This is a genomic window from Variovorax multivorans (assembly GCF_051216835.1).
Lineage (GTDB): Bacteria > Pseudomonadota > Gammaproteobacteria > Burkholderiales > Burkholderiaceae_C > Variovorax.
In genome coordinates this window covers 107241-120020 of the sequence record NZ_JBPJZL010000003.1, presented here as the reverse complement: position 1 = coordinate 120020, position 12780 = coordinate 107241, and the positions used below count along the sequence as shown (strand labels likewise).

The following is a 12780-nucleotide window of genomic DNA, read 5'->3' as shown; positions in this document are numbered from 1 at the left end:
TCAGTACTGCACCTTCTTTTCGACGTAGCGGAACTGCACGATGGTGAGCGCGATGACGATCACCATCAGCACCACCGACTGCGCGGCGGAGCCGCCAAGGTCCAGTGCCTTGAAGCCGTCGTGATAGACCTTGTAGACGAGGATTTCGGTGTCCTTGCCGGGGCCGCCCTCGGTGGCGGCGTGGACGATGGCGAAGGTGTCGAAGAAGGCGTAGACCACGTTCATCACCAGCAGGAAGAACGTGGTGGGCGACAGCAGCGGGAACTGCACGGTCCAGAACCGGCGCCACGGGCGAGCGCCGTCGATGGCGGCGGCCTCGATCAGCGATTTCGGAATGGACTGCAGGCCGGCCAGGAAGAACAGGAAGTTGTAGGAGATCTGCTTCCACACCGCCGCCATCACGATCAGCGTCATTGCGTGCCGCGAATTGAGCAGGTGGTTCCAGTCGATGCCGATCTTGCCGAGCGCGTAGGCCACCACGCCCAGCGACGGCGAGAACATGAAGACCCACAGCACCGCTGCCACGGCGGGGGCCACCGCGTACGGCAGGATCAGCATGGTCTTGTAGAACATGCCGCCGCGCACGATGCGGTCGGCGAACACGGCGAGCGCCAGCGACAGGCTGATGCCGATGCCGGCCACCAGCACCGAGAAAACGGCGGTGGTCTTGAACGACTCGGCGTAGGCCGGGTCGTGGAACAGCTCCTTGAAGTTCTGCAGCCCGACGAACTCGACCGATGTGCCGAACGCATCCTGCTGCTGCAGCGATTGCAGGATGGCCTGCCCCGCCGGCCAGAAGAAAAACACGAGGATCACCGCCATCTGGGGTGCCAGCAGCAGCCAGGGCAGCCAGCCCGAGCGAAAGAAGACGCGTTTTTCCATGAACCCTCTACATAAAAAATCCCGCCGCGCCCACTCTTGTAGAAGAGTGAGCGGGGGCGGGCGATATTAGCCGGACACGAGGGGTCCGGTCGTCAATCGTCAGCTCTTGTTTGCCTTCTGGAAGCGTTCCAGCTGCTCGTTGCCCCGCGTCACGATGGCGTCGAGGGCTTCCTTGGCCGTCTTCTTGCCGTTCCAGACCTGTTCGAGCTCTTCGTCTTCGATGGCACGGATCTGCACGTAGTTGCCCAGGCGGATGCCGCGGCTCTTGTCGGTGACCTTGCGGATCATCTGCGTCACGGCCACGTCGGTGCCAGGGTTCTGCTTGTAGAAGCCCGACTCTTCGGTGAGCTTGTACGAAGCGGTGGTCACGGGCAGGTAGCCCGTGCGCTTGTGGCTGGCGGACTGCACTTCAGGCGTCGAGATGAAGCTGAAGAACTTGGCCACGCCCTTGTATTCGGCCGGCTTTTTGCCCGACATGACCCACAGGCTGGCGCCGCCGATCACGGTGTTCTGTGGTGCGCCCGGCACGTCCGGGTAGTAGGGCAGGGGCGCCAGGCCGTAGGCGAACTTGGCGTTCTTTGCCACGTTGCCGTAGAAGCCCGAAGAGGTGTTGATCATGGCGCACTCGCCCGACACGAACGAGGCCTCGGGCACGTTGCCGCGGCCCTTGTAGATGAACAGGCCCTGCTTGGCCATGCTGGCCAGGTTCTCGATGTGGCGCTGGTGCAGCGGCGAGTTCACCTTCAGGCGCGCGTCCAGGCCCTGCAGGCCGTTGGCCTTGCTGGCGAACTCCACGTTGTGCCAGGCCGAGAAGCTCTCCACCTGCGTCCAGTTCTGCCAGGCCGTGGTGAACGGGCACTTGTGGCCGCTGGCCTTGAGCTTGGCGGCCGCCGCAACCACTTCAGGCCAGGTCGACGGTGCCTTGTCGGTGGGCAGGCCGGCAGCCTTGAAGGCATCCTTGTTGAAATAGAAGATGGTGGTCGAGCTGTTGAACGGGAAGCTCAGCATCTGGCCATTGGGGGCGGTGTAGTAGCCGGCCACGGCGGGAATGTAGGCGGCTGGGTCGAACTTCTCGCCCGCGTCCTTCATGACCTGGCCGACCGGCACGATGGCGCCCTTGCTGGCCATCATGGTGGCGGTGCCCACTTCGAACACCTGCAGGATGTGCGGCGCATTGCCGGCGCGGAAGGCCGCGATGGAAGCCGTCATCGATTCGTCGTACGTGCCCTTGAAGGTCGGGACGATCTTGTATTCCTTCTGGCTCTCGTTGAACTGCTTGGCCAGATCGTTGACCCACTCGTTGTTGACGGCGGTCATGGAATGCCACCACTGGATCTCGGTCTGGGCCTGTGCCACGTTGAACAGCGTGGCAGCCAACGCCGATGCCAGCGCAAGCGTCTTGAATCGCATGAAGACTCCTGAAGGGAAAAATGGAAAGCGCGGATGCTAGGGCATGTGCATGACACGGCCGCGTCACATTGGCGCATGGAGCGCGGGTTTCTTCCAATCGGGGAAACCCCTTTGGCCCTGTTTGCGTCAGGCCCGGCGCGGGCTGCGGCCCTGCATGCTGCGCCGCACCATGCTAGCATCGCCCTCCCTTTTTTGGCCTAGCCTGTCGCCACGGCCGGGGCTTCCAAGAGACCGCCATGAGCAGCAAAACCTCCCTCGATAAAAGCAGGATCAAGTTCCTCTTGCTCGAAGGCATTCACCCCTCGGCCGTGGAGGTGCTGCGCGCCGCCGGCTACACCAATATCGAGTCGCTGCCCGGCGCGCTGCCCGACGCCGAACTCAAGGCGAAGATCGCCGACGTGCACTTCCTGGGAATCCGCTCGCGCACCCAACTGACGGCCGAGGTGTTCGCCGCCGCCCACAAGCTGGTGGCCGCAGGGTGCTTCTGCATCGGCACGAACCAGGTCGACCTGGAAGCTGCCCGCGAGCACGGCGTGGCGGTGTTCAATGCCCCGTATTCCAACACCCGCTCGGTGGCCGAACTGGTGCTGGCCGAAGCCATCCTGCTGCTGCGCGGTGTGCCCGAGAAGAGTGCGGTGGCGCATCGCGGCGGCTGGCTCAAGTCGGCCGACAACGCGTTTGAAATCCGCGGCAAGACGCTGGGCATCGTGGGCTACGGCTCCATCGGCGCGCAACTGTCGGTGCTGGCCGAGGCGCTGGGCATGCACGTGGCCTTCTTCGACGTGGTCACCAAGCTGCCGCTGGGCAATGCGCGCCAGGTGCGCGAGCTGCCCCAGCTGCTGGCCCAGAGCGACATCGTGACGCTGCACGTGCCCGAGACGCAGGCCACGCAATGGATGATCGGTGCGGCCGAGATCGCAGCCATGAAGCCCGGTGCCATCCTGATCAACGCCTCGCGCGGCACGGTGGTCGAGATCGACTCGCTGGCCGAGGCCCTGAAGGCAAAGAAGCTGCTGGGCGCCGCCATCGACGTGTTCCCGGTGGAGCCGCGCAGCAACAAGGACGAGTTCCAGTCGCCGCTGCGGGGCCTCGACAACGTGATCCTGACGCCGCACATCGGCGGCTCGACCATGGAGGCGCAGGCCAACATCGGGCTGGAAGTGGCTGAAAAGCTGGTCAAGTACAGCGACAACGGCACTTCGACGTCTTCCGTCAACTTTCCCGAGGTGGCGCTGCCTGCGCACCCGGGCAAGCACCGGCTGCTGCACATCCACCGGAACGTGCCTGGGGTGCTGTCCGAGATCAACAAGATCTTTTCGGACAACCAGATCAACATCTCCTCGCAGTTCCTGCAGACGAACGAGAAGATCGGCTACGTGGTGATGGATATCGACGCGGCTTCCTCGGACCTGGCGCTGGAGAAGCTGGCGAAGGTGGGCGGGACGATTCGCAGCCGCGTGTTGTTCTGAGTTTCCTTGGGAAGGGGCGGGCAGCCCTCCGGGAGCCATGCTTAGCACAAGGCCGTAGCAACCGTCACGAGGCAAGTCCCCAGGCGCTGCCCTAAAATCCCCAGCCCGGCTATGGGCGCGCAGCGCCCGGCCGAGGCGCCCCACCCGATGAATGCTCCGACTGCGTTGAACACGCTGTTGGCACAGGCCGCAGAGCCTGTCCGACTGCGCGAGATCCCGTACAACTACACCAGCTTCTCCGATCGCGAGATCGTGATTCGCCTGCTGGGCGAACGCGGCTGGGAACTGCTCCAGACCTTGCGCGCCGAGCGCCGCACCGGCCGATCGGCCCGCATGCTCTATGAAGTGCTCGGCGACATCTGGGTGGTGCAGCGCAATCCGTACCTCGTCGACGACCTGCTCGACAATCCGCGCCGCCGTGGCCAGCTGGTCGATGCCCTCAGGCACCGCCTGACCGAGGTGCAAAAGCGCCGCACACCCGACAGCGACCTGCCGCGCGACCAGCTCGTGGGCGAACTCACCGGCCTCGTGGGCGACGCGGTAGCCGCCTTCGACACCAAGTTCCGCGACGTCGCCGCCCTGCGCCGCAAGGCCACGCGCGTGCTGGGCCGGCTCACGGCCAAGGACAACATCAAGTTCGACGGCCTTTCGCGCGTGTCGCACGTCACCGACGCCACCGACTGGCGCGTGGAGTACCCCTTCGTCGTGCTATGCCCCGACACCGAGGCCGAGATGGCGCTGCTGGTGAAGGGCTGCATCGAGCTGGGCCTGACCATCATCCCGCGCGGAGGCGGCACCGGCTACACCGGCGGCGCGATCCCGCTGACCTGGAACAGCGTCGTCATCAACACCGAGAAGCTCGAGGCGATGACCGAGGTCGAGCACATCTCGCTGCCCGGCCTGGCCGATCCGGTGCCCACCATCTGGACTGAAGCCGGCGTGGTTACGCAGCGCGTGGCCGATACGGCCGAGCGCGCGGGCTTCGTCTTCGCGGTCGACCCGACCTCCGCCGAGGCTTCGTGCGTCGGCGGCAACGTCGCCATGAACGCAGGCGGCAAGAAGGCCGTGCTGTGGGGCACGGCGCTTGACAACCTCGCCTCGTGGCGCATGGTCACGCCGCAAGCCGAGTGGCTCGAAGTCACGCGCATCGGCCACAACCTCGGCAAGATCCACGACGCCGAAAACGCCGTGTTCGAGTTGCAGTACTACGCAGCCGACGGCAAGACCAAGCTGCGCACCGAACGTCTCGACATTCCGGGCCGCACCTTCCGCAAGGAAGGCCTGGGCAAGGACGTGACCGACAAGTTCCTCTCGGGCCTGCCGGGCATCCAGAAGGAAGGCTGCGACGGCCTCATCACCAGTTGCCGCTGGGTCGTGCACCGCATGCCGGCGCACACGCGCACCGTGTGCCTCGAATTCTTCGGCAACGCCAAGGATGCGGTGCCCAGCATCGTCGAGATCAAGGACTTCATGTTCGCCGAGCAGAAGCGCTCGGGCGTGCTGCTGGCCGGTCTCGAACACCTGGACGACCGCTACCTCAAGGCGGTGGGCTACGCCACCAAGTCGAAGAAGCACGGCGGCCTGCCGAAGATGGTGCTGTTCGGCGACATCGCCGGTGACGACGCCGACGCGGTGGCCCGCGTTACCTCTGAAGTGGTGCGCATCGCCAACTCGCGCAGCGGCGAAGGCTTCATCGCCATCAGCCCCGAGGCGCGCAAGAAATTCTGGCTCGACCGCAAGCGCACGGCCGCCATCAGCAAGCACACCAACGCCTTCAAGATCAACGAAGACGTGGTGATCCCGCTGCCGCGCATGGCCGAGTACAGCGACGGCATCGAGCGCATCAACATCGAGCTCTCGCTGCAGAACAAGCTCGCGCTCACCGACGAGCTCGAAGCCTTTCTCATGCGCGGCAACCTGCCGCTGGGCAAGACCGACGATGCGCACGAGATTCCGGCGGCCGAGCTGCTGGAAGACCGCGTGGCGCAGGCCGTGGCGCTGGTGCAGGAAGTGCGCACGCTCTGGGCCGGCTGGCTGCAGAACGTCGACGCGCTGTTCCCGCAACTGCAGGACCACAGCCTTCGCGCGAGCTGGAAGACGCAGCTGCGCCAGCCGCTGCAGGAGATTTTCTCGGGCGCCGAGTTCGCGCCGATCCTGGCGGAGTGCACGGCCATCCACAAACGCGTGCTCAAGGGCCGAGTGTGGGTCGCGCTGCACATGCACGCGGGCGACGGCAATGTGCACACCAACATCCCCGTCAACAGCGACAACTACGACATGCTGCAGACCGCGCATGCCGCGGTGGTGCGCATCATGGCGCTGGCGCGCAGCCTCGACGGCGTGATCTCGGGCGAGCACGGCATCGGCATCACCAAGCTCGAATTCCTCAGCGACGAAGAGCTGCGCCCCTTCACCGAATACAAGGCCAGGGTCGACCCCGAAGGCCGCTTCAACAAGGGCAAGCTGCTGCGTGCGCCTGCCGGCGAGGCGCAGATGCTGCACGCCGACCTGACCAACGCCTATACGCCGAGCTTCGGCCTGATGGGGCACGAGTCGCTGATCATGCAGCAGAGCGACATCGGCGCCATTGCCGACAGCGTGAAGGATTGCCTGCGCTGCGGCAAGTGCAAGCCGGTATGCGCCACGCACGTGCCGCGCGCCAACCTGCTCTACAGCCCGCGCAACAAGATCCTCGCGACTTCGCTGCTGGTGGAGGCCTTCCTCTACGAAGAGCAGACGCGGCGCGGCATCAGCATCAAGCACTGGGAAGAGTTCGAGGACGTGGCTGACCACTGCACCGTGTGCCACAAGTGCCTCACGCCGTGCCCGGTGAAGATCGACTTCGGTGACGTGTCGATGAACATGCGCAACCTGCTGCGCAAGATGGGCCAGAAGAGCTTCCGCCCGGGCAACGCTGCTGCGATGTTCTTCCTCAACGCGACCAATCCGCAGACCATCAAGGCGGTGCGTGCGGGCATGGTGGGCATCGGCTTCAAGGCGCAGCGCATGGCCAACGACCTGCTGCGCGGCCTCGCGAAGAAGCAGACGGCGGCGCCTCCTGCCACGCTGGGCCCCGCGCCGATCAAGGAGCAGGTGATCCACTTCATCAACAAGAAGATGCCGGGCAACCTGCCGAAGAAGACGGCGCGTGCGCTGCTCGACATCGAGGATGCGGACTACGTGCCGATCATCCGCAACCCGAAGGCGACCACCTCCGAAACCGAGGCGGTCTTCTACTTTCCGGGGTGCGGTTCGGAGCGGCTGTTCTCGCAGGTCGGCCTCGCCACGCAGGCGATGCTCTGGCATGCGGGCGTGCAGACGGTGCTGCCGCCGGGCTACCTGTGCTGCGGCTATCCGCAACGCGGCAGCGGCCAGTTCGACAAGGCCGAGAAGATGATCACGGACAACCGCGTGCTCTTCCACCGCGTGGCCAACACGCTCAACTATCTCGACATCAAGACGGTGGTGGTGAGCTGCGGCACCTGCTACGACCAGCTGCAGGGCTATCAGTTCGACAAGATCTTCCCGGGCTGCCGGATCATCGACATCCACGAGTACCTGCTCGAAAAGGGCATCACGCTCGCCGATGCAGGCGGTGGCGGCTACCTGTACCACGACCCCTGCCATTCGCCGATGAAGCTGCAGGACCCGATGAAGACCGTGAAGGCACTGGTCGGTGACAACGTGCTCAAGAACGACCGCTGCTGCGGCGAATCGGGCACGCTGGGCGTGTCGCGGCCGGACATCTCGACGCAGATCCGCTTCCGCAAGGAAGAAGAGCTGAAGAAGGGCGAAGCCGCGCTGCGCGACTCCGGCAAGGTCGGCGCACAGGACAACGTGAAGATCCTCACCAGCTGCCCAAGCTGCCTGCAGGGCCTCTCGCGCTACGGCAACGACCTGAACAACGGCCTGCTCGAAGCAGACTACATCGTGGTCGAGATGGCCAACAAGATCCTCGGCGCCGACTGGATGCCGACCTATGTGGCCGCAGCCAATCAGGGCGGGATCGAGCGGGTGCTGGTGTGACGAAGGTACAGGGCTGCGTGCTGTGCGAAGGGCCGGGTGGCCGCCTCGTGTTCGAGGGCGCGAAGCTGCGCGTCATCCATGCGGAAGAGGCGGGTTTTCCGGCCTTCTATCGCGTGGTGTGGCGTGACCATGCGGCGGAGTTTTCCGACCTCGATGCCGCGGACCGCACGCTGTGCATGGAAGCAGTAGTGGTCGTCGAGCAATGCCTGCGCGAGCACCTGAAGCCGGCCAAGATCAACCTCGCCGCGCTCGGCAACATGGTGGCGCATCTGCACTGGCACGTGATCGCGCGTTTCGCCGACGACAGTCATTTCCCGGGCTCGGTGTGGGCACCGGTGCAGCGCGAGCGCAATGCGGCGCAGGAAGCGGAGATCGCCGCGCGCCTGCCCGCCATCGAGGCTGCGATGATCGAGCGCTTGGGCAACAGGAGTTTCTGATGGCAGGCTTGAAACCGGGCGCACCGACGCCGCAATCGATCACCGTGCACGGCCAGTCGCGCGTGCTCGAAGTGGGCTTCTCCGATGGAGCGACCTTTCGAATCCCTTTCGAGCTGATGCGCATCTACTCGCCGTCGGCCGAAGTGCAAGGCCACGGCCCGGGCCAGGAAATCCTGCAGACGGGCAAGCGCGACGTCGAGCTCGTCGACCTCGAAGCGGTCGGCAACTACGCTGTGCAGCCGACCTTCAGCGACGGCCACAACACGGGCATCTACTCGTGGGACCTGCTCTATGAACTGGGCGAGAAGCAGGCCGAGCTGTGGGCCACCTACGAACGCCGTCTGCTCGAGGCGGGCGTCGACCGCGACACGCCGATGATCGACAAGAGCGGTCACGCCTGCGGCAGCCATTGAGCTCGCGAAATCGCCTGAAAATCCGCGCCGCGCTATTGAAAAGATAGCCCTACGCCCAGGAAGGGCGGGACGAAAAAAGCAACAAATGCCCGCCGTGCGCGCGGGGTCGTCGGCTTGATGTGAAGGCTTCCGGCCTAACATCGGTTGCATGAGTACCACACACTTCGGCTTCGAAACAGTCGACGAAAGCGAGAAGGCCCGCCGCGTTCGCGGTGTCTTCGATTCGGTTGCCTCGCGCTACGACGTCATGAACGACCTGATGTCGGCCGGCCTGCACCGCGCCTGGAAGGCGTACACCGTGATGGTTGCGAACGTGGGCGAAGGCTCGCGCGTGCTCGACATCGCGGGCGGCACCGGCGATCTCGCACTGGCCTTCGCCAAGAAGGTCGGCGCCAGCGGGCAAGTGGTTCACACCGACATCAACGAGGCCATGCTGCGCACAGGCCGCGACCGCCTGCTCGATGCCGGCGTGGTGCTGCCCACCATGGTCTGTGACGCCGAGAAGCTGCCTTTTCCGGACAACCACTTCGACGTGGTCACGGTGGCCTTCGGCCTGCGCAACATGACGCACAAGGACATCGCGCTCAAGGAAATGAACCGCGTGATCAAGCCGCGCGGCAAGCTGCTGGTGCTCGAGTTCTCGAAGGTCGCGAAGCCGCTCGCAAAGGCCTACGACTGGTACTCCTTCAACGTGCTGCCCCGCCTGGGCAAGCTCGTGGCCGGCGACGACGCGAGCTATCGCTACCTCGCTGAATCGATCCGGATGCACCCCTCGCAAGAGGAACTCAAGACCCTCATGAAAGAGGGCGGTTTCGGACATGTGGACTATCACAACATGACGGGTGGCATCGCTGCCCTGCATGTTGGAATCAAGTGTTGAAAGTGTTGATCAAGCGAATCTTTCGCTCAAGAGGAGACGACATGAAAAGTTTGGGTTCTTTGTTTTTGGCAGCTGCATTGGTACTGGTCAGTGTCCAGGCCGAGGCTGCCCGCATGGGTGGCGGCAAGTCGGTCGGACGCCAGTCGTCCAACGTGACGCAGCGCGAGTCGGCATCGCCCAGCGCGCCTTCGCAGCAGAGTGCGACCAACGCGGCAGCGGCGAAGCCGGCAACGCCCGCACCCGCGGCTGCTGCACCGAAGCGTCCGTGGGGCGCGATGCTCGGCGGTCTGGCCGCAGGCCTTGGCCTTGCTTGGCTCGCAAGCTCGCTCGGTCTTGGTGCCGGCTTCGGCAACATCCTGCTGATCGGCCTGCTCGTGCTGGCCGGCGTGGTGGTGTGGCGCATGATCAAGTCGCGCTCGCAACCTGCCGGCAATCGCCAGGGCGGCTTCGCGTTCCAGGGCGCTGGCGGCAGCCCCGCAAATGCCAGCGCACCGGTGCAGTACAGCCCGGCCAACGTGGGCAACGACGCCTCGGCTCGTCCGTGGGAGCGCAATGCCGCGGCCTTCGACGCCACGCCTTCGAACGACGCACCGCATGGCAGCAGCCTCTCGGCAGCGGGCGCTGCGGCCGGTGGCAGCATGATCGGCTCGGCACTCGCCGGTTCGCAGTCCTGGGGCATTCCCGCGGGCTTCGACATCGATGGCTTCCTCGGCGCAGCCAAGCGCAACTTCGTGACGCTGCAGGACGCATGGGACCGCGCTGACGTGTCGATGCTGCGTTCGATGATGACCGACGGCATGGTCGACGAGATCCGCGCGCAATTGGCCGACCGGGCCAGCCACACCGGCGGTGCCTCGAACAAGACCGAAGTCGTGATGCTCGACGCCAAGCTGCTTGGCATCGAAGAACTGCCCGACGCCTACATGGCCAGCGTGGAGTTCTCCGGCATGATCCGTGAAGACGCCTCGGCCGGCCCGGGCCCGTTCCGCGAAGTTTGGAACATGACCAAGCCGACCAGCGGCAACAGCGGCTGGCTGGTGGCTGGCGTGCAAGCACTGCAGTAAGAAAAACCTGAAACGCGGCCGTCACAGGGCCGCGACACAGACGGGATAATGGGGACATGGCCACACCATCGTCCCCATTTTCTTTTCTCGGCGACCTCTTCAACCGCATCGGCGAGCGCCTGCAGCCGCCGGACTGGGCCGTTCACGAGATCCAGCATCGCGCGGTCCTGTTCCTGAACCATGTGCTGCAGCAGGAGCCCGAGGCCCAGCAGCGGCTGCTGCGCCAGCAGGGGCGGGTGGTGCGCTTCCAGTGGCGCTTCGTGACCATGGAACTGGTGGCCACGCCGGCCGGCCTGCTCGATCTGGCCCCCGCTGGTTCGGTGCCCGAGCTCACGCTCACCGTCACCGACGATTCCCCCTTCGACATTGCCCGTGCCACGCTGCGCGGCGACAAGCCCGCCGTTCAGATCATCGGCGACGTGCAACTGGCGGCCGAGGTCAACTGGCTGGTCGACCACGTGCGCTGGGACGTCGAGGACGACCTCGCCCGCGTGATCGGCGACGTGCCTGCGCACACTCTGGGCAACGGCGTGCGGCGTGTCGTGGGCGCGCTGCGCCAGTTCGTCGGCGACCGCACGGCCAAGGCTGGCGGCTCGACGGCCGGCTCGGCGAGCACGGCCGAATGAGGCGCTTCTACCGCGGACTGTTCATCGTCTGGGTCGCGCTGCGCTACGGCCTCGACGAGCTCGTGCTCACTAGCTTCCGGAAGCCCTGGCTGCTCGTCGTGGCGCGTGTCGTTTCCATCGGGCGCAACCTCGATGCACCGCGCGGCCAGCGGCTGCGCGAGGCGCTCGAACGCCTCGGCCCCATCTTCGTGAAGTTCGGCCAGGTGCTGTCGACCCGGCGCGACCTGCTGCCGCCCGACATCGCCGACGAGTTGGCCTTTTTGCAGGACCGCGTGCCGCCGTTTCCGTCGGCGGTGGCCATTGCCACCATCGAACGCGCATTCCGCCGCCCGGTGGGCGACGTGTTCGTGCAGTTCGACGAAACGCCCATCGCCAGCGCGTCGATCGCGCAGGTGCACTTCGCGACCATTCGCACCAACCAGGGCGATGTACGCGAAGTGGCAGTCAAGGTGCTGCGCCCCAACATGCGCGGCGTGATCGAGAAAGACCTGGCGCTGATGGCCATGATGGCCGGCTGGCTCGAGAACCTCTCGGCCGACGGCAAGCGCCTGAAGCCGCGCGAGGTGGTCGGCGAGTTCGACAAGTACCTGCACGACGAGCTCGACCTGGTGCGCGAGGCCGCCAACGCCGCCCAGCTGCGCCGCAACATGGCCGAGCTCGACCTGGTGCTGATCCCCGAGATGTTCTGGGACTTCTGCCACCCCGAGGTCATCGTGATGGAGCGCATGAAGGGCGTGCCCATCGCGCAGATGGACCGCCTGCGCGCGGCCGGCGTCGACATTCCCAAGCTGGCGCGCGACGGCGTCACGATCTTCTTCACGCAGGTGTTCCGCGACGGCTTCTTCCATGCCGACATGCACCCCGGCAACATCCAGGTGAGCCTGGAGCCCGAGACCTTCGGGCGCTACATCTCGCTGGACTTCGGGATCATCGGCACGCTGACCGAGTCGGACAAGGAATACCTCGCGCAGAACTTCGTGGCCTTTTTCCGGCGCGACTACAAGCGCGTGGCCGAACTGCATCTCGAAAGCGGCTGGGTGCCGGTGGGCACCCGCATCGACGAGCTGGAGGGCGCCATCCGCACTGTGTGCGAGCCGTACTTCGACCGGCCGCTGAAAGAGATTTCGCTGGGCATGGTGCTGATGCGCCTGTTCCAGACGTCGCGCCGCTTTCACGTCGAGATCCAGCCGCAGCTGGTGCTGCTGCAGAAGACGCTGCTCAACATCGAGGGCCTGGGCCGCAACATCGACCCCGAACTCGACCTCTGGGCCACGGCCAAGCCCTTCCTCGAGAAGTGGATGGTCGACCAGATCGGCCCCAAGAAGCTGCTGCAGCAGCTCAAGGCCGAGGCACCGCGATACGCCAAGCTGCTGCCCCAGCTTCCTCGATTGCTGCACGATTTCCTGGAAAATCGCCCCTCCGACAACCGCCGCGAGCTGCTCGAACTGCTGGCTCAGCAGAAGCGCACCAACCGGTTGCTGCAAATCATCGTCAGTAGTGGCATAGGTTTTGTATTGGGGTTGCTCGTAATGCAAGTGCTGATGCGCGTGCGCTTTTTCTAGAGGAGTCTCCG

Annotated in this window: 10 protein-coding genes; 8 read left to right on the top strand and 2 right to left on the bottom strand. The window is 65.2% G+C overall.

Annotated elements, in window-relative coordinates:
• Nucleotides 1-882, bottom strand: a complete 882-nt coding sequence (gene ugpA, locus ACSFCA_RS07550) for a sn-glycerol-3-phosphate ABC transporter permease UgpA (protein ID WP_093057468.1) — start codon at nt 880-882, stop codon at nt 1-3.
• Between the two features lie 99 nt (nt 883-981).
• On the bottom strand, nt 982-2292 hold the full coding sequence (gene ugpB / locus ACSFCA_RS07545) for a sn-glycerol-3-phosphate ABC transporter substrate-binding protein UgpB (protein WP_258353244.1): 1311 nt from the start codon (nt 2290-2292) through the stop codon (nt 982-984).
• Between the two features lie 236 nt (nt 2293-2528).
• Here ugpB and serA point away from each other — a divergent pair, with 236 nt between their 5' ends.
• The 8 genes from serA (at nt 2529) to ubiB (ending at nt 12769) form a co-directional block, all read left to right on the top strand.
• The gene (serA, locus tag ACSFCA_RS07540) at nt 2529-3761 is read left to right on the top strand and encodes a phosphoglycerate dehydrogenase (RefSeq protein WP_435459358.1); all 1233 of its coding nucleotides are present in this window, start codon (nt 2529-2531) and stop codon (nt 3759-3761) included.
• 147 nt (nt 3762-3908) lie between these two features.
• On the top strand, nt 3909-7787 hold the full coding sequence (locus tag ACSFCA_RS07535; protein ID WP_435459359.1) for a DUF3683 domain-containing protein: 3879 nt from the start codon (nt 3909-3911) through the stop codon (nt 7785-7787).
• Nucleotides 7784-8224: an HIT family protein gene (locus ACSFCA_RS07530; RefSeq protein ID WP_435459360.1), complete on the top strand. Its 441-nt coding sequence runs from the start codon at nt 7784-7786 to the stop codon at nt 8222-8224. Before ACSFCA_RS07535 ends, ACSFCA_RS07530 begins: the two co-directional genes overlap by 4 nt.
• On the top strand, nt 8224-8637 hold the full coding sequence (locus ACSFCA_RS07525) for a gamma-butyrobetaine hydroxylase family protein (RefSeq protein WP_258353248.1): 414 nt from the start codon (nt 8224-8226) through the stop codon (nt 8635-8637). The genes ACSFCA_RS07530 and ACSFCA_RS07525 overlap by 1 nt, the downstream gene beginning before the upstream one ends.
• Nucleotides 8638-8785: 148 nt before the next feature.
• A complete protein-coding gene (gene ubiE, locus ACSFCA_RS07520; protein WP_093057473.1) occupies nt 8786-9517 on the top strand; it encodes a bifunctional demethylmenaquinone methyltransferase/2-methoxy-6-polyprenyl-1,4-benzoquinol methylase UbiE in 732 nt (243 codons plus the stop codon).
• A gap of 41 nt (nt 9518-9558) precedes the next feature.
• The gene (locus tag ACSFCA_RS07515) at nt 9559-10581 is read left to right on the top strand and encodes a Tim44 domain-containing protein (protein ID WP_258353249.1); all 1023 of its coding nucleotides are present in this window, start codon (nt 9559-9561) and stop codon (nt 10579-10581) included.
• A 56-nt stretch (nt 10582-10637) separates the two neighbouring features.
• Nucleotides 10638-11207, top strand: a complete 570-nt coding sequence (locus ACSFCA_RS07510) for a ubiquinone biosynthesis accessory factor UbiJ (RefSeq protein ID WP_093057475.1) — start codon at nt 10638-10640, stop codon at nt 11205-11207.
• A complete protein-coding gene (gene ubiB, locus ACSFCA_RS07505) occupies nt 11204-12769 on the top strand; it encodes a ubiquinone biosynthesis regulatory protein kinase UbiB (RefSeq protein WP_258353250.1) in 1566 nt (521 codons plus the stop codon). The genes ACSFCA_RS07510 and ubiB overlap by 4 nt, the downstream gene beginning before the upstream one ends.
• The last annotated feature ends 11 nt before the right edge of the window (nt 12770-12780 follow it).

What these genes read in the sequence shown, in the direction of transcription:
- ACSFCA_RS07535 (WP_435459359.1), top strand. Translation starts at nt 3,909, where the DNA reads ATGAATGCTCCGACTGCGTTGAACACGCTGTTGGCACAGGCCGCAGAG.
- ACSFCA_RS07510 (WP_093057475.1), top strand. Translation starts at nt 10,638, where the DNA reads ATGGCCACACCATCGTCCCCATTTTCTTTTCTCGGCGACCTCTTCAAC.
- ugpA (WP_093057468.1), bottom strand. Translation starts at nt 882, where the DNA reads ATGGAAAAACGCGTCTTCTTTCGCTCGGGCTGGCTGCCCTGGCTGCTG.
- serA (WP_435459358.1), top strand. Translation starts at nt 2,529, where the DNA reads ATGAGCAGCAAAACCTCCCTCGATAAAAGCAGGATCAAGTTCCTCTTG.
- ubiE (WP_093057473.1), top strand. Translation starts at nt 8,786, where the DNA reads ATGAGTACCACACACTTCGGCTTCGAAACAGTCGACGAAAGCGAGAAG.
- ugpB (WP_258353244.1), bottom strand. Translation starts at nt 2,292, where the DNA reads ATGCGATTCAAGACGCTTGCGCTGGCATCGGCGTTGGCTGCCACGCTG.
- ubiB (WP_258353250.1), top strand. Translation starts at nt 11,204, where the DNA reads ATGAGGCGCTTCTACCGCGGACTGTTCATCGTCTGGGTCGCGCTGCGC.
- ACSFCA_RS07515 (WP_258353249.1), top strand. Translation starts at nt 9,559, where the DNA reads ATGAAAAGTTTGGGTTCTTTGTTTTTGGCAGCTGCATTGGTACTGGTC.
- ACSFCA_RS07525 (WP_258353248.1), top strand. Translation starts at nt 8,224, where the DNA reads ATGGCAGGCTTGAAACCGGGCGCACCGACGCCGCAATCGATCACCGTG.